The organism is Enterobacter cloacae complex sp. P1B, from assembly GCF_014982345.1.
GTDB lineage: Bacteria > Pseudomonadota > Gammaproteobacteria > Enterobacterales > Enterobacteriaceae > Enterobacter > Enterobacter bugandensis.
Map to the genome: position 1 here is coordinate 329,210 of NZ_JADCLF010000003.1, position 16,595 is coordinate 345,804.

General features: G+C 48.2%; 18 protein-coding genes and 2 pseudogenes. 9 read left to right on the forward strand and 11 right to left on the reverse strand.

What is annotated here, in order from left to right:
• Positions 1 to 44 precede the first annotated feature (44 nt).
• Positions 45 to 1,133: a cellulase family glycosylhydrolase gene (locus INF77_RS02875; RefSeq protein WP_193532433.1), complete on the reverse strand. Its 1,089-nt coding sequence runs from the start codon at positions 1,131 to 1,133 to the stop codon at positions 45 to 47.
• A 185-nt stretch (positions 1,134 to 1,318) separates the two neighbouring features.
• Here INF77_RS02875 and INF77_RS02880 point away from each other — a divergent pair, with 185 nt between their 5' ends.
• The gene (locus INF77_RS02880; RefSeq protein ID WP_193532434.1) at positions 1,319 to 2,326 is read left to right on the forward strand and encodes a LacI family DNA-binding transcriptional regulator; all 1,008 of its coding nucleotides are present in this window, start codon (positions 1,319 to 1,321) and stop codon (positions 2,324 to 2,326) included.
• Here INF77_RS02880 and fosA read toward each other — a convergent pair.
• A complete protein-coding gene (gene fosA, locus INF77_RS02885) occupies positions 2,312 to 2,737 on the reverse strand; it encodes a FosA/FosA2 family fosfomycin resistance glutathione transferase (RefSeq protein WP_193532435.1) in 426 nt (141 codons plus the stop codon). The two genes, INF77_RS02880 and fosA, sit on opposite strands and share 15 nt — an antisense overlap.
• A gap of 184 nt (positions 2,738 to 2,921) precedes the next feature.
• Between fosA and INF77_RS02890 the strand changes: the two genes are divergently transcribed.
• Together INF77_RS02890 and trpS are read left to right on the forward strand one after the other, a co-directional pair.
• On the forward strand, positions 2,922 to 3,473 hold the full coding sequence (locus INF77_RS02890) for a hypothetical protein (RefSeq protein ID WP_154819668.1): 552 nt from the start codon (positions 2,922 to 2,924) through the stop codon (positions 3,471 to 3,473).
• A 200-nt stretch (positions 3,474 to 3,673) separates the two neighbouring features.
• The gene (gene trpS, locus INF77_RS02895) at positions 3,674 to 4,675 is read left to right on the forward strand and encodes a tryptophan--tRNA ligase (RefSeq protein WP_193532436.1); all 1,002 of its coding nucleotides are present in this window, start codon (positions 3,674 to 3,676) and stop codon (positions 4,673 to 4,675) included.
• A 585-nt stretch (positions 4,676 to 5,260) separates the two neighbouring features.
• Here trpS and INF77_RS02905 read toward each other — a convergent pair.
• The 7 genes and pseudogenes from INF77_RS02905 to INF77_RS02935 form a co-directional block, all read right to left on the reverse strand.
• A pseudogene (locus tag INF77_RS02905) lies at positions 5,261 to 5,757 on the reverse strand (Hcp family type VI secretion system effector).
• Between the two features lie 18 nt (positions 5,758 to 5,775).
• Positions 5,776 to 6,108 carry a DUF1493 family protein gene (locus INF77_RS02910; RefSeq protein WP_172514077.1) on the reverse strand — a complete coding sequence of 111 codons (333 nt, stop codon included), beginning with the start codon at positions 6,106 to 6,108 and terminating at the stop codon, positions 5,776 to 5,778.
• On the reverse strand, positions 6,102 to 6,560 hold the full coding sequence (locus INF77_RS02915; protein ID WP_193532437.1) for an STM2901 family protein: 459 nt from the start codon (positions 6,558 to 6,560) through the stop codon (positions 6,102 to 6,104). Before INF77_RS02915 ends, INF77_RS02910 begins: the two co-directional genes overlap by 7 nt.
• Positions 6,561 to 6,776: 216 nt before the next feature.
• Positions 6,777 to 7,244, reverse strand: a complete 468-nt coding sequence (locus INF77_RS02920; RefSeq protein ID WP_193532438.1) for a SymE family type I addiction module toxin — start codon at positions 7,242 to 7,244, stop codon at positions 6,777 to 6,779.
• Positions 7,245 to 7,687: 443 nt separating this feature from the next.
• Positions 7,688 to 8,173 carry an Hcp family type VI secretion system effector gene (locus INF77_RS02925; protein ID WP_008501360.1) on the reverse strand — a complete coding sequence of 162 codons (486 nt, stop codon included), beginning with the start codon at positions 8,171 to 8,173 and terminating at the stop codon, positions 7,688 to 7,690.
• A 1-nt stretch (position 8,174) separates the two neighbouring features.
• On the reverse strand, positions 8,175 to 8,693 hold the full coding sequence (locus INF77_RS02930; protein WP_193532439.1) for a hypothetical protein: 519 nt from the start codon (positions 8,691 to 8,693) through the stop codon (positions 8,175 to 8,177).
• Complete coding sequence (locus INF77_RS02935) at positions 8,674 to 9,189, reverse strand: DUF2778 domain-containing protein (protein WP_008501362.1); 516 nt, start codon at positions 9,187 to 9,189, stop codon at positions 8,674 to 8,676. Before INF77_RS02935 ends, INF77_RS02930 begins: the two co-directional genes overlap by 20 nt.
• A 302-nt stretch (positions 9,190 to 9,491) precedes the next feature.
• Here INF77_RS02935 and INF77_RS23175 point away from each other — a divergent pair.
• Positions 9,492 to 10,009: pseudogene (locus INF77_RS23175) on the forward strand (transposase); the annotation flags it as partial.
• 168 nt (positions 10,010 to 10,177) lie between these two features.
• Here INF77_RS23175 and INF77_RS02945 read toward each other — a convergent pair.
• Entirely contained in the window at positions 10,178 to 10,486 is a 309-nt protein-coding gene (locus INF77_RS02945) for a helix-turn-helix domain-containing protein (protein ID WP_071922641.1), read from the reverse strand.
• Positions 10,487 to 10,688: 202 nt separating this feature from the next.
• Here INF77_RS02945 and INF77_RS02950 point away from each other — a divergent pair, with 202 nt between their 5' ends.
• The 5 genes from INF77_RS02950 to dndE all read left to right on the forward strand — a co-directional run bounded on the left by INF77_RS02950 (position 10,689) and on the right by dndE (position 16,101).
• Positions 10,689 to 10,952, forward strand: a complete 264-nt coding sequence (locus tag INF77_RS02950; protein ID WP_193532440.1) for a helix-turn-helix domain-containing protein — start codon at positions 10,689 to 10,691, stop codon at positions 10,950 to 10,952.
• A 92-nt stretch (positions 10,953 to 11,044) separates the two neighbouring features.
• A complete protein-coding gene (dndB, locus tag INF77_RS02955) occupies positions 11,045 to 12,130 on the forward strand; it encodes a DNA sulfur modification protein DndB (protein ID WP_193532441.1) in 1,086 nt (361 codons plus the stop codon).
• A complete protein-coding gene (dndC, locus tag INF77_RS02960) occupies positions 12,127 to 13,761 on the forward strand; it encodes a DNA phosphorothioation system sulfurtransferase DndC (protein WP_193532442.1) in 1,635 nt (544 codons plus the stop codon). The genes dndB and dndC overlap by 4 nt, the downstream gene beginning before the upstream one ends.
• A complete protein-coding gene (dndD, locus tag INF77_RS02965; RefSeq protein ID WP_193532443.1) occupies positions 13,751 to 15,751 on the forward strand; it encodes a DNA sulfur modification protein DndD in 2,001 nt (666 codons plus the stop codon). Before dndC ends, dndD begins: the two co-directional genes overlap by 11 nt.
• Complete coding sequence (gene dndE / locus INF77_RS02970) at positions 15,751 to 16,101, forward strand: DNA sulfur modification protein DndE (RefSeq protein WP_126325362.1); 351 nt, start codon at positions 15,751 to 15,753, stop codon at positions 16,099 to 16,101. The genes dndD and dndE overlap by 1 nt, the downstream gene beginning before the upstream one ends.
• A 36-nt stretch (positions 16,102 to 16,137) precedes the next feature.
• Here dndE and INF77_RS02975 read toward each other — a convergent pair.
• Positions 16,138 to 16,595, reverse strand: a 458-nt coding sequence (locus INF77_RS02975; RefSeq protein ID WP_227415155.1) for a hypothetical protein, incomplete at its 5' end; no start/stop codon positions are given.

A 16,595-nucleotide genomic window follows, 5' to 3' on the forward strand; every position in this document is an offset into this window, starting at 1 on the left:
GTGCGTACCTGGTTGCCCGGCGACAGCGCGCCGGGTCGTTATTATTAGCCCTGCGGATTCGGGGCGATTTTGCGCAGTTGCTGCATCAGGGCGATTTCACGGCGCGAGAACGGAATGCCGTTCTCCTCAAACACGTCGTGGAACCAGAGGCGGCAATAGTCCGTGGACTCCTTCATCACCACCGGCCACGGCAGCCACGTCTGGGTTTTGCCGCGCACCAGCCCCCACTGATACGGCGCAACTTTCGCCATGTACATCAGCGGAAGCTGCTCTTCGATGGTGCTGCCCACGTGGCGCGCCAGCCATTCGGTGCAGAACAGCGGGCGACCGAGCGCTTGCAGCTGCTGAATCATCGCCGTCATGCGCCCCGTGTGGGTGTAGGCGTGGAAGCTCACCACGTCCGAGAGCGCCAGCGCAGTCTGGTCCAGCGGGTGCTGGAAGAACGTCTCGCCCTCCTCTTCCGGCGGGACGCGCCACGCGCAGACGGTGAGCGGCTGGGTTGGGTCTTCTTCGCGCACCCACTGGAATGCGAGCTTCATCAACTCGTGCGCGCAGGTCTCCAGCTTCGCGTCGTACTGCACCTCCTGCGTGCCCGTCGCGAAAATGCCGCGGTTGCCCGGCTCGTTATAGAGATCCCACAGCAGCACGCGCTTATCGTCGCGGAACTGGCGGACAACGTCGCGGATATAGCGTTCAATGTCTGCCCAGCAGTCGGGATCGCACACCTTATCGCGACCGGGGCTCGCCGCCGCCTGGCTGTTGTGCTTGCCCGGCACGGGCGGCTTTTGCGGGCCAAGGTACGGCTCGTCGCCGGAGAAGCCGCAGTCGTCCATCAGGGTCAGCATGGTGCTGAACCCGTGACCGTCGGCAATCGTCAAAAAGTGGTCGATACGCGCGATCAGCCCGTCGCGGTCGTGCTCCCAGACGATAAACGGCAGGTTGATGCGCAGGGTGTTATAGCCCGCGTCCGCCGCCCAGCCCAGCTCGCGCTCAATGGTTGCGGCATCGAAGGTCTCTGCCTGCCAGATATCAGTCCAGTTCACCGCCGTCGACGGCAAATAGTTAAACCCGCACAGCCAGCCTTTTTGCTCATACCACGCCTGTGCCTGCTCCCTGCTCCACTGCTCTTTCATTACGCATCCTCTTACTGATAATGTTTAGCTAATAAATATTAGCTGCGGGATAAATGCGCAAATCACGGCGTTTAGAAAAGCGATGCCCCTCACAAAGTTCACGCTTCGATGAATGAGAAACGTGATCGACGGCGCTAAAGCGTGCGGTTAGGGTATGATGCGAAGTCGCGAAAGGGAGAGGACGGATGAAGCGAAAAACAAAAGTGACGATGAACGATATTGCGCGGGCGGCAGGGGTATCGCAGGCGACGGTATCACTGGTGCTTAACCAGTCCCGCAACATCAAGCTCAGCGACGAGACCCGCCATCGGGTGATTAGCGTCGCCACCGAGCTCGGCTACGACCGCCTCCCCGCCGTTCACGCCCCGCGCAACCAGGAAGAGATCGCCCTGCTGGTCAGCTCCATGCAGAGCTTCGACCCGTTTATCGACGCCATCAGCCAGGCGCGGGAAGCGGCGTGGCGCAACGAGACCCTGCTCACCGTCTACGACTACGGCGACGACGTGGAGCTGGCGCTGAACATTATCCGCCAGCTGGAGAAGCGCAACTGCATCGGGATTATTCTCGCCTCTCCGGTCACCACGCTGGTGGACATGACGGCGTTTCACGACTGCACCCGCATCCCGCTGGTGCTACTCAACCAGCGAGACCCCGGCTCGCCGCTGCTGCCGTCGTTTATCCCGGACGACTACGCCAACGCTTTCCAGGTGACTAAACACCTCATCGCCTGCGGGGCCACGCGCATCGCCCACATCACCGGCGAGAGCTGGATGGAGGCCTCCCGCCAGCGTCTGGCGGGCTACCGGGCGGCGCTACAGCAGGCCGGATTAGCGTGCGACGACGGCCTGGTGCGTCAGACCAACTGGCAGTTCAGCGAGTCCTTTACCGCCACCACGTCTTTGCTGGAACTGACCGAACGCCCGGACGCCATCTTCTGCGCCAGCGACTGGCTGGCGATTGGCTGCTATCAGGCGCTGGCGGTGAACGGCGTGCGCATTCCGCAGGATATGCTGCTGGCGGGCTACGACGACCAGAAGATTTCCGAGCAGCTCACCCCGCCGCTGACCAGTATCCAGCTGCCCTACAGCGAGCTGGGACGGCTGGCGGTGGAGTACCTGTGCAATCAGGAAGATGCCGCCACGCACGTGACGCTGGCGGGCAGGCTTAAGGTGCGCGCCTCAAGCCTCGTCTGAGGTAAACACCATGCCCGCGTAGGGCTTCTCGCGACACGCCGCCAGCCGCGCGGCGAGGCTGCCCACGTGCAGCTCCAGCTTGTGCCCGTCCGGGTCGAGAAAGTAGAACGACGCCCCCTCGCTTTTGTTCTGCTTCCAGACGGTGACGCCCGCCTGCTCAAGCCTTTGCGAGAACGGTTCAAAATCCGCTTCCGCCACGGTAAACGCGTAGTGGGTATAGTCGCTCTCCTGCGGCGGCACGTACTGGCGCGCCTCGTCGTACGACAGGCAGACCCACAGTTCGCCGCAGGTGAGATAGGCCCCGGTATTCCAGCGGGCGTGCAGCGTCAGTCCCAGCAGCTCGTGCCAGAAGGTGACGCTTTTTTGCAGGTCGCTGACCGCGAGGGTCAGGTGGTTGAGTGATTGCAGCATGACGTGCCCCGTATGGCTGAAATTTAGTTAATTGATCTTACCTCTACAGAGCCTTTTCAAAACCATTTCGGAGTAATTTGCATTAAGTGAACTCCATATTTACCCCCCCTATAATTGACAGCAGTAGATGCAGAGGATCTTGTTATATGATACTCGCTATCATATACCTCGGACATATAACCAAATGAAAAAAATCATAAAATACCGTTTAAGTAATCTTCAGACATTCATAATTTCTTTTTTCTTAATAATTATCGGTTGCAGTATAACGCGGTATACCAGCCTTGAAACCGCATGGCTTTTTTTATTGGGTGGGCTTTTTTTAGCATTTATATCACTTCTGGAAAGCAAGCGTCTTTCGCGCGTTGAAAAAGGGGTTTCGCTCATTTTCTTTGGAATTTTCATGGGATTAGGAATCCCCGAACTGTTCCAAAAAAACTATAAAGACTTAATGACCCCTGATTTCAACGAGAACCTTGCTATATTTACTCAAATGGCTTTTTTTGTTTGTGCCGGAGCCGGAGGAGGTGTACTCGCCAACCATGCAGAGAATATTAAGACGGTCGACGTCACATCAAATACTCAAAATGGAAATATTGATACAGCATTAAACCATATAAAAACATTGCAAGTAGAAGCCATATCACAGCGTAAAAAGATAGAGCAGTTAAGGTTAGTTATAATCGTAGCTGTAGGCTTGGGTTTGGCAAACCTTATCGTAACCATTTTAAAGTAGAGCAGGATGCAATTGAATTGTTCAATAATTATGATACTGTAGTTCCATGAACATAAACCACGCCGTGCTCACCGTAAACCGCTGGTGGCTGCCTTCTTAAAGGCGGCACGGAGTAGTTTTCCCCATTTTCAGATAGCCGCCGAAAGGCGGCTTTCACTTTTCTAAGACCCCTTTCGGCATTACAACGTTAAGGAGTCTTTATGAACGCACCCACCATCCTCACCGGCGATCGCCCAACCGGCCCGCTGCACCTCGGCCACTTCGTCGGATCGCTGCGCCAGCGCGTGGCGCTTCAGCAGACGCACAGCCAGTTTGTGCTGATTGCCGACCTGCAGGGGCTGACCGACAACGGCAGCAACCCGCAAAAAATTCGCGACAACATCCCCGAAGTGCTGGCCGACTACCTCGCCGCCGGCATCGATCCGAACCTGACCACGATTTGCCTCCAGTCCGCCCTGCCCGTCCTCGCCGAGCTGACGATGCTGTATATGAACATCGTCACCGTCGCCCGCGTGGAGCGTAACCCGACGGTGAAAAACGAGATTGCACAGAAGGGCTTCGCCCGCTCGCTGCCGGTCGGGTTTATGGCCTACCCCATCAGCCAGGCGGCGGACATCACCGCGTTTAAGGCCGAGTGCGTGCCCGTCGGCGACGACCAGTTGCCGATGATTGAGCAGACCAACGAGATCGTCCACAAGATGAATAGCCTGCTGCCCGCTCCAGTGCTGCGCCACTGCAAGGCGATGCTGAGCGATACCAGCCGCCTGCCCGGTATCGACGGCAGCGCCAAGATGTCGAAATCGCTGGGCAACACGCTGCACCTTTCGGCCAACGAAGAGACCATTCACCGTGCGGTCAGCGCGATGTACACCGACCCGAACCACCTGAAGGTGAGCGACCCGGGGCAGATTGAGGGGAACGTGGTGTTTACGTACCTCGACGCGTTTCATCCGGACAAGGAGAAAGTGGCGGCGATGAAGGCGCACTATCAGGCGGGCGGGCTGGGTGACCGGGTATGTAAGAACGAGCTGGAGGGGTGTTTGCAGGAGCTGATTGCGCCGATGCGGGAGCGGAGGGCGGTGTATATGCAGGACAAGGGGGAGCTGATGGCGATGCTGAAGCGCGGGACCGAACGGGCGCAGGGGGTGACGCAGGCGACGTTGAGGGAGGTGAAGGTGGGGCTGGGGGTGCCGGTGTTTTAAAAGTGTGAGTTAAGAGAGAGTTAGCGGTGGAGTGTATGGTACCAGCATGAAGCCGCTAACTCGTTTATTACGAAAATAAGCAAGGCGCAATAAATTCTTAAATGCATTATTAGCCATTGTTGTTTGTTATTCTATTAAGAGCGCTGTATTCATAGACTCTTTATTTTTTAACCGTCTCGGCAAATGCTATGAGCAAGTTTATTATTTACATGCTGAATATATTTTTTTGTGGTTATGTGCTGACTATATGCCTCATTTCTTTGGTTAGTTTTGATAACTGGGAGGACCGTACAATCGCAATAACAATCATATTAGGAAGTGCACAGCTTATTGCGACATTACTTAATCGGGTGCTGCCTCATAAGTTACATATTTTAGGGAGGATAGCTGAACTGGTAGAAGGTCCGCTATTAGTGATTGGAGCAATTGTGTGTCTGCATGTGTTAGAACCCTGGCCGATGAAGATTATTGGGATGTTTGCGTGGGTTATTTTTATGATGTTTAGGCCATCATTTACGAAAAGAGATTAGTAATGATAGTCCCTGCCCACACAAACGAAACGCTGGCGGGTAAGTTCATATAACGTTATGCAGCAGTGCCAGAGGTTGGGCGTTCATTCCACGCATCGTGCGCTAACAAGTTACCGTCCTTGTACAAATGGGTAATCTTCTCATAATTAAACGCCACCTCCTCCATATGCCCCGTCCCCGGACAGCCTCGGGTGTCGTACATTACTGGACTTACAGAAATGACCTTAACGTTCTCGAGCGTGATTCGGTAATACTCCTCCTCTTGCCCGGAATAGTTAATATGGTAAAACCTGAATTCTGCCGTTTTAAGGGTCTGACCCGTTGCTGCCGCTTTGAACAGATAGGGCGAAGAGCTATCCAATTCCTTGGTAAACTGAAACGGCGAATGTTGGCGAGTGCCAGTAACCTTTCCCGTTGCCGAGTCGGTTGGCAGGCTGAGGTTATGTTGTAATCCTCTTAGCTCAATACTTCCTTCCCTTTGTGCAACGTCACAAGAACCACAAATCATTGTGCCGCCGTCATTGGTTAAAAAAGATGTACAGGTACGGCCATTCCAGTGCTCCTTGCGTTTCAGTCGTATAACCATTTGCCCGCTTTTGCGGATTCGATAAGCATTCCAATAGTGAAATCTGGAACCATCACCACCGGGAATTTTTTGAATGGATTCCATGAAAAAGGCTCATCAGGGTAGTAGGTGTTTATGTTAAAATTCCCTCTATCAATATCAAATTCTTTAAAAAATTCTTCCATTAAATCTTCTGCTTCAGTGACATCAAGCTGCATGTCAGTATCCAAATCAGTTTTTGCATTCAGTAATTTCTGCTTCGCTTCGTTATTCATCAGATAAACGCCGTTATAGCGTCTGGCTAAGGCGTAGATGCGCTGCTCAATATCCTCTACCATAGTTTGTCGCTGCCCCGTGCGATTCGATTATAATCACGTATTGCAGCATAGGTGATTAGTGATACATCAGCGACTAATATCACCATACCAACTAATGGAATCGTTCTTCCGATAAACGTACTGATTTGTGAAACCATCCTACAGCGTACAGTCCATGGCGTATAGCCGCCAATCCATGTCGGGAGCCTAATGCCATACGGGAACTTAGCTTGTTTGAAATAGCGCCTCATGGCTTTCGAGGCTCGGGACGTTCCTTCCTTCGCTCCCGCGGGTTTCTTTCTGGTCTTCTGATTATTAGCACCGCTGTATATCGCAGCAATTCCAGCGACATCGTCAATACCAAAATGATCGGCAATTGACTCACAGTAAATCATAAAGAAAAGGCCGCCAGCGGTAAGATTTGTTCTGCCAGCATAAAAATACGTTCCATTTAGTTCTTCGGTTGTGTCCATAGTTCATTCCATTGAGTTGCTCCAGAAAGAATCATAAATGTTGGATAATAATTAATTTGAGATCTCTAACATACTTCTGAAAAACCTCCTTATATAACCAAAATGATAAGAATACAGCCATATCATTCAGTTCAATAATGTTATTGAAAAAACAGATTACCCCTTCCACTAATTTAAACACCCTCGATTCAGGAACAAGGGTGTTCCAATACGTTATTATTTTGCCTGGCCTATATTGCGCTTAACTAACGGGATATCTCCAGTATCATTCAGCGCTCCCGGAAACGTCTTCAACCACTGCGCGACTTTTTGCTTATTTATATTCACCACACTCATCCCTTCCAGGCATCCCCATAATTCTCTTGTATGCTGCGGAGTAATCACAATGCAGTCTTTCATGGCACGGATTTTTACGGGCATACCGTTGATAAAGCCTGCACGGGTTAACCATTCACCACCCAGCAGAAGATATTTCATGTCTATGCGCGCATACAGTTCGCAGCAAGCGGCACTGTCCTGCGGTGTCTCCGCTCGCGGATGGACGGGCGCCGCGTTGGGCTGGTTTCCGTGAAGACGGCGGGCGCTGTTTTTGCGCACCAGCTCGCGGTTTTCAATCATGCCGGTGAAAGCGTCTGATTCTGTTTTGCAAACAGTAAACTCTGGCTTAAAATTAGTCGCAGCCATATACAACTCCTATCAAGTTGGTTGTGGTTAGCGGTATGGGGGTGTTGCAGCACCTTCATATCGCGAATTCTCTCGTTAAATATTCTTTGATACTTCCTTTGCCATTCGGCGTAATTTCTGGTGCTCATTATACAGGGCTGAATATAAATACAGCGGTTTGGCGTGGGATAAATTTGAAATTTGCGAGGGGGATTCAGGAAAAGGGTTGGGTCAGAGAAATTACGCAGCGAGGACTATCAGAATATAAGGTGAGCGCCCGCATGAACCTCAGAGCAACCATTCGCCGATCTTCGGGCTGGCAATGAGTCGTTTTATTATCAAGTTCGGTGACCGACTGAGCGATCGCCTTTAATACGATGGCAGTTACACAGCATTACGGACAGGCTCCTTTGAGAAGATAAGCGTTAATAAAGAGGAGGCACTCAATGCCTCCGTTCTATTTGTTACGCTCTTACGTTCCAATCGTCCGTATACTGGACATTACCATCAACATAACGCCAGGTGATTTTGTCATACATCAGGGAAACAGATTCCATGTGGTTGATCTGTGAGTTTCCTGCCATCTTAGCGTTTGGCATCCCTGGGTTAATGCCCGTCACTTTCACACCCTCAATGGTCATAACGAAGTAGCACTCTTCTTGTCCTGCATGGTTAATGCGATACCAGCGAATCTCCGCACTTTTCAACGTTTGGCCGGTGGCAACGGCTTTGTATAGATACGGGCTGGAGCTATCAAACTCCTTTTCAATCATCATCGGAGAATGTGAACGCTTGCCAGTAATCTTCCCGTTGGCACTGTCTACTGGAATGTTCAGCCCATGACTAAAGCCAACAATCTCTATACTCCCCTCACGATCCTGAACGTCTACAGCTCCTTTAATGTCTGCGCCGCCATCGTCCTTAAGCCACATGTAAGCCGGAATAGGCATTTTACAAACTCCTTTTAGTTGTGATTTTCTTCGTGATGAACCAGTAGCAAACAATCGTTAAGAGCAACTGAAAGCCCACAATCGCCGCTATTGTGAAATTTGAATACGTTTGATCCGGGAATAAAGACTGATAAGGCAGCAAGCGAAACAACGCCCAAAACAGGAAGGTAAACCCGAAGATTTTAGCTAACCGTCGCAAGGTGGAACTAAACCACTCTTTGGGGATGCCTGCTGGACTAACTTTGTGTGTCGCGCCACTGTACGCCGTGGTAATGGCGCTCATGACAGGTACGCTGATTAATGTATTGATTAAGATGCTAAAATAGCCGTCTAACGATTCCCAAACTTCTGAATCAGGTTCACCTAAAATGAAGCGGGTAAACTTGTCGGCGCTTTGGAAATCGAAAAGCTCCGTAATAGAATTAACTAATCCATCATACGGAACCATTTCAGCAACGATCAGCATAACAACAGCGAACAGCACTATCTTGATGAATAAACTAAGGGCATGTTTTGCCATTGGAGATCACCTCAATCGTGCCGTATGCCTGTAGCTTCCTCATGCAAGGAACATCTATTTTTTGGCTTCTCAACAGAGCATTACGCAACATGGCAAAATCAGAATCATGTGGGAGAGTGATACAACCTTCTGATAATACGCCTGGATGCAAACGGAAATTGCCACGCTGAACGCTCTCAATCCATGTGTAATCGTCGATCCCCCAATCATCACGCCATAATGCGAACCATTCAGAATGTTTGAATGTTGCACCATTGGCGAAGTGATTATAAATGTCTCTTCCCACTGTGTTTAGCTGTGACTTGAGTCCACCCTGAGGGCGGTCAACAATCCAGTATTTACCCGCTGGTACTGGCCCCTCTTTGGGGATCATTCCACATGCCCCACGATTACGGTAAGCACCATTACCAGAGAAAGCTAAAAACGTGCCTATACCAGGAAACGATAACGGGGAGTAGTACGCATCATTAATTACGAACTTTCCATGTAGAGCCATAGATAACCCTTTTATCTATAATGATTTATTGGCTTATCGTACTCCTACGCAATCGGACATAAGAAGGTTTTCTTCCGAGAGACCTCTGATTTTCAGACAATAGCCCGTTGGTGGTAAGACAACGTGTAAGGCCGTTAGGCGGTAACATCAGAGGTGTGTCAGGAAGCGAAGTTTATCAAGTTGACCTTGTACCCTCAGGGGCGAGACCGAACCGCTGGCAGGGTAAGTATCCCGGCAAAAACGAACCATTCACTTTTAGAGATCTTCCGACATACTGATTATGTCCGCCTGAGGAGCTCGCCTTGCGTAAAGCCCGATTCACTGACCACCAGTTCATTGCCGTTCTGAAGTCCTTCGAAGCCGGACGTGCCGTTAAGGATGTCTGCCGCGAAGCCTGTATCTCTGAGGCCAGCTATTAAAATTGGAAAGCAAAATATGGCGGGATGGAAGTAGCTGATATTTAAACAACCAAAGATCCGGAGGATGAAAATCGTCGCCCAAACAGATGTTTACCTATTTCAGCCTTGAATGCCGGGCTCTTAAAGACGTTACCAAATAAAAGCTTTAAAAACAGCGATAATCGTGAACTCGCCAGCTATCTGACGGCGCAATTTGTCATGAGTTAAGCCAGGCCTGCAGGACATTATCGCTGAGCAGGAAGATTTATTTTTACCAGCTCGATGCCCGGGTGATGGAACGGTGATCCAGGCACTGACTGAGCTGGTAGAGCGCTATCCGCGCTACGGTTTTAGAAGTTGTTTCAACTGCTGCGCAAAGGCGGGGCAATACCTGTAACCATAAACGCGTTCACCTGCTTTATACTGAATATAAATACAGCGGTTTTGGGTGGGGTAAATTTGGAATTTGCGAGGAGGATTCAGGAAATGAAATCAGACGAATTAAAGCAAGACACTAATGCAGGGTTTTGGTTCTAAATCACTGGAAGACCTTTCGAGAAGAGAAAGTACAGCGAAGCACTCTTTTTTGTTTAGAGCTGCTGAAGGATGTTTTTTTTCTTCTCCGAGTCCAACTTTGGCCAAAGTCGGACTAAAGAGGCAAGTTCATCATCTTCTGTGTAGAAGTATGCTACAGGCACTTCGAGAACTTTAGCGAGATGCCGAACGACTTCAATGCTTGCCTGGTGAACCCCTTTCTCGTAGCGGTTGATACGCGCGCTTGCTGCAAACTCATCTATGCCAGCCAAAATACCCAGGTTTTTTTGCGATAACGCCATGTCCAAGCGCACCTCTTTGAGGCGTCGACTGAAGAGCTGATTGTGGGAATTGGATGTTTTCATAACTACGATAATCGTAGTTAATGCCTAAGGAAGATACTACGTTTTACGTAGTGCAAACACTAGATTGATTTTCACGTAAGGATTTCACAAATCCTCGAGCACCCTCGCAAAACTACGTAAAACGTAGTTTTAAGGATTCCAAAGAAGCTACGAATAACGTAGTGTCTGGTTCAGTCATCTTTTCTCAAGGGGGATATGAAGAATGGTTTGGTACAAAGCATGTGTTTTAGCGGTTCTCAAAAGGAAAGAGGTTTCGCTCGCCACCTTAGGTGTCAGCTCCTACACAACGATTAACGCTCTAGTGAGACCTTGGCACAAAGTAAACTTCTTCCATGCCAGAGCAATTGGTATCAATCCAGAGCTCATACGGCCACGTTGTTACTCCAAATCTTTGGTTCAAGGGGTTTACATTCAAGAAGAATCAAGCACAGCAAGGAGTTACGTCAAATCATACGTAAATCTTTAACAATTCGTGTTTTATCATCATAAAAATTTCGTTCTAAGAAAATTTTTACGTAAAATGTAACGTAATAGCGTATTTAAAATAGGGACTAGATCATGGCTAACTTTGATGCAGACTATTGCTACTCATTCCCCGCTGTAAGGGGTGTCCAGGCTGGAAGACCATTCTACATCGCCACTTGCCCTATGCGTATCATCCCGAAGATCTTCAGCTTTGATGAGACAGACGTGCCGCCGGAGCTGCGCGCACAGCGTATCTTGAATAAATCACGCATCCCAGAGATGGTGCGTTATTTACTTGAAAACCCAAAAGATTACGTGTTTTCTGCATTAACTGCATCCATTGCGGTCGATGTACAGTTTGACGAGTTTGAAAACTCTAACAATCTTGGAACGCTTCGCGTACCGATGGATGCTCAAATTCTTATCAATGATGGTCAACATCGCCGTAAGGCTATCGAGGATGCTCTTTCTGAGCGCCCTGAATTAGGGCAGGACAACATCCCCGTATTGTTCTTTGTTGATGAGGGTTTAAGGCGTAGTCAGCAGATGTTTGCTGACCTGAATAAATACGCCATCCGCCCCAGCCCATCACTATCCGCGCTTTACGATCATCGCGACGTAAGCTCGAACCTTGCTCGCTATCTTGCGATGTCTATCGAGCCTTTTATTGGTCTTACTGAACTTGAGAAATCCAGTATCAGTTTGCTTTCCAATAAACTGTTCACACTAAGCAGCATTAAACAGGCAACCCGAGCCCTGCTTGGTAAAGACCCTAAAGTAGGCAGCATTGAGGACAATACGCACATCGCTACGCTATACTGGCAGGCTATTTTCAAAGTCATGCCAGACTGGCAGCTTGCTGCACGCAAAGAAGTATCTCCGGCACAGCTCCGCCAGGATTATGTGCATGCTCATGGTATCGGTTTGCAGGCTTTGGGCCTTCTGGGCCGTTCACTACTGGCTGAAGAACCAGAGCACTGGCAAGAAAAACTTACGAAGCTAAAAACCTTTGACTGGCGTAAAAGCAATCCTGAGATGATTAAGCGCGCAATGCAGCATGGCAAATTGAGCAAAACCGGCATCGCCATTCAGCTAACGTGCAACGCTTTAAAGATAGCGCTGTCTCTCCCCCTTTCTCCTGAAGAACAAGAGCTTGAAGCTCAAATGGTTGTATCATGAGTACATTAACTCAGGCCTATGATCTGGCCGACTATGAAGATTTTATAAACGAAGAGCAATTTGCTGGGCGTACTCTCGCTGATTTTGTCTCAGAAGTTCAGCGTGTCTACTGCGCAGATAAACGCCCTTGGGTGATTGGCTACAGTGGCGGTAAAGACTCGTCAGCAGTTATTACCCTTGTTTACCTGGCGTTGATGGGCCTTCCGCCGGAGATGCGTACGAAGGATGTGTTCGTTGTTTCCTCTGACACGCTCGTAGAGACGCCGGTTGTAGTAGATCTCATCAAAAAAACGATGCTCCAGATTGAAGCTGGCGCCAAACGCGACGGCTTACCGATCACACAACACGCGGTTACGCCAAAAACCAACGAGACATTCTGGGTAAACCTGCTTGGTAAAGGCTATCCGGCGCCTACCCGTAGTTTCCGTTGGTGTACAGAACGAATGAAAATCAACCCGGTAAGTGACTTTATCAAAGAAAAGGTCAGCCAGTTTGATGAAGTTATCGTCGTTCTTGGATCGCGCAGCAGCGAAAGTGCATCACGTGCTCAGGTTATTGCAAAGCATAAGATTGATGGCTCGCGCCTTGCGCGTCATACCACCCTTTCTAACGCATTTATTTACACTCCAATTGATACCTGGGATGTTGAAGATGTATGGAAATTGCTGCGTGGTGCATTCAGATATGCACCTGATGACATTGATGAGTGGGAAAGCCCTTGGGGTGGAAATAACCGCCCGTTGTGGACTCTTTATATGGATTCCTCAGCTCAGGGTGAATGCCCGCTAGTTATTGATGACAGCACGCCTTCCTGCGGTAACTCACGCTTTGGTTGTTGGACATGTACTGTTGTAACAAAAGATAAAGCGATGGAAAGCTTAATCCAGAACGGTGAAGAGTGGATGTCGCCACTTTTGAAATACCGCGACCTGCTGGCTTTCACAACCGATCCAGTAAACAAAGATACCTACCGCAACTATAAGCGACGCACAGGTAAAGTAAGCTATCAGTATGCGAAGGATGGCGAGGAACTTACAGCTGAGCGTAAACATGTGCCAGGTCCTTACTGGCTTAAGTATCGCCAGGAATGGTTGAAGGAATTGCTGACGATTGAGCGTGATATGAACGCTCAGGGTCACACCATTACATTGATCACAGAACCAGAGCTTCATGCCATACGCCAGCAATGGCTAAAAGATCCCAACGAGCCTGACTGGTACGACACATTACCGGGCATTTATCGCGAGGTTTATGGCAAGGATCTGGACTGGGTTATAGATGATCAATCACGTTTTGACGCCAGCGATGCCGAACTTCTCGAGCAAATTGCCCAAGGTTTTGATGTTGTCCCTGAAATGGTTATGAAATTAATCGAGCTTGAAGTATCTATGGAAGGCCTTAGCCGCCGCCAGGGGATCTTCGACAAACTAGGGACGATCCTCAAGCAAGACTGGGGAAGTCTTGAAAAGATCAAACAACAGCAGGAAGCTTTGCAGAAACGTAATGAGCGTGATGTTCATCAGGAAGAAGTGGCAAGCATAGAAGCTGAACTGCAAATGTTGCAGCGAAGAATTGCCGAAGTCAGCGAACCAAACCTGCTTACCAGTGAGGAAAAAGAACGTGTTAATTAAACAGCTGGTACTGCGTAATTATCGGGTTTTCAATGGAACCCATGTTATCGATCTGGCTCCTAAAAAACGACAGAACGACGATAACCCGCGTCCTATCGTTTTGTTCGGTGGGTTAAACGGCGCAGGTAAGACATCAATACTTTCCGCTATACGCCTGGCCCTTTACGGTAGGCTTGCATTTGGTTCAACAACTCAGCAGCAAGAGTATGTGGAAGAGCTTAGTGCTCTTGTGCACAACGGCTCAACTTTAGGTGAACAACCCAATGAGGCTTCTGTCGAGCTTATTTTTACCTACAACAAAGGTGGTCAGGAGGCTGAATTTACCGTTACCCGCACCTGGCAAAAAGGTAAGCGAGACAAACTGTCCTTACAACAGGATGGCAAACTCATTGAAGGACTTGGCTATGATCAGTGCCAGGGTTTCTTAAATGAGTTAATCCCTCACGGCATAGCCGATCTTTTCTTTTTTGATGGTGAAAAAATTGCTGAGCTTGCTGAGGACGAATCGGGAAACATCCTCCGTACGGCTGTGCGTCGTCTGCTGGGTCTGGATCTAATTGAGAAGCTCCGGAACGATTTAACGATTTTCGTAAAGCGCCAACAATCTGGTCAACTGGCTGAATCCCAACAGCAAAAGCTGCTCGAACTTGAGAAACAGATTAAAGAATTTTCCTTCAAGACAGAGCAGATACTTGAAAAGGCTGATTTCGTTAAATTACGTATTGACCTGATCTCCAAAGAAATCGTGCAGAACGAGACCCTACTAAATGCACAAGGGGGTGCTTTTGCTCAAACAAAAACCCAAGAGAAACAGAAGGTCGAGACGCTTTTAAAAGAAAAAGAACGTCTGGAAAAAGCGCTTCGCCATGAGTGTGATAGCTCACTACCGTATGCTTTAGCTCCAAAAACTCTGGGTCGTTTGTTAGAACAGATTAGTGCTGAGACGCAAATAAAACAGGCAAATAGCTTCGAGAAGGAATTGAATCAATTCCTTACGCAACTTAAAAGCGACATATCCTTCCGTTCAGGAAGCACAGGTAAAATTGCTGCTGAGGCTATAGAAGATAACCTTAAAACATATCTTGCTGATAAACCAAAAGGTGAACTGCTGTTTGACATATCTGAACGTGAAGCAGGGATGATTCAGCAGGCCATCGAACAGGATAGTAAGAAAGCCTGGCAACGCTTCGATCTTTATCGTAACCAGCTGGCAGAAGTAGAAGAACAGTTAGAGCAAGCCGCAGCAAACATCGCCCGAGCGCCGGAAGATGATCAGCTGATGGATATTTTTGAAAGACTGCGAGAGCTAGATCGTCAACGTGAAGCTAAGCGGCAGGAGTATCGCTCATTGCTTGAAGAAGCAAAAAATACCAAACAACAGCAACTTGATTGCGCTCGCCAGGTTCAAAAGGCTCACGACGCAGCGCGCAATCAGCATAGCTTTAATAGTGCGTTCAATAATGCGCAAGAGACGATCAGCTTGCTTGATCGCTACAGTGAACTATTAACTCAGGCGCGAGTAAAAACCCTTTCTGCTAACTTCGAAGTTGCTTACCGCAAGTTAGCCAGAAAAGAAGATTTGCAGCTAAATGCGCATATCAATCCAGAAACATTTGATGTTGAACTGGTGGATGAGAACAACAAAGTTATCAACCGTAAACTACTCTCCGCTGGAGAGAAGCAAATTTATGCGATAGCGATTCTTGAAGCATTGGCCAAAACATCTGGACGAGATTTGCCGGTGATCATTGATACCCCACTAGGGCGCTTAGATTCTCAGCATAGAGATAAGTTAATCAACCATTACTTCCCTTATGCAAGCCACCAAGTCGTGTTGCTTTCGACTGATACTGAAGTGGATGAACGGTATTTTGTTGATCAGCTCAGAGATGATATTTCTCATGCATATGAGATCGTGTTTAATGCTCGAACAAAGTCATCTGCACTTAAACCTGGATATTTCTGGGAATTAACTAAGGAGGCGATTTAATGCTCCCGAATAGAATGCAACTTAGTCGACAAACGGAAGAGCAGCTTAAAAGATTAAAAAGCTATACTGGGATAACACCCAATGTTGCTGCCCGGTTAGCTTTTTTTCGCTCAATTGAAAACGAATTCCGCTTTACAGATGCTGATGGTAAAAAATTAGATGGAACTTTAGTTTTGGATAAAATTACCTGGCTCGGAGAAACGCTACAACCAACCGAACTAGTACTTAAAATGCTATATCCAAAATTTGAATCTAAGGATCTTCTAAGGGCTTGGGCTGCTCATGTTGAAGATGGTATAGCAAATCTAAGAAATATACGTACGATGTGTAATTTATCTAAAAGCCTCTAAATTTAGTCCCGTTGGAATCACCAACGGGACTAAAATTTAATCAAATTCTACTTCTGAGGCAGGAGAATGCTCGTCTGTACTAATAGAATGAGCATCTTTAAATTGGACAACAATATCTTCACATTGAGGGACATTTTTCTTAAATACATCAGGAAGATTTATGATACAATTATCGTTTATAAAAGGTAATGACCATCGCTCAATTGCAAAATTGATCATATCCAATTCTCGCTTTAAAATATTAATTTCTTTCCAAGTTGAACCATCTGTGTATTTTTGAATTTCCTTTTCAGTATTTGTTGCCTTCTTATGATTATAACTATAGTCACAATTTTCATCGTGCAGTTTTAAACTAATCGGTTTTCTCTTTAAAATAGAGTTTCCATTAGTTAATACAATATTCCCTAACCTATTGTAAAACTTATCGGCAATAAGTTGATCTGGCCAATGCTGCTGCCACCAGCCTGCATCACGACTATTTTGCGGTAAAATAT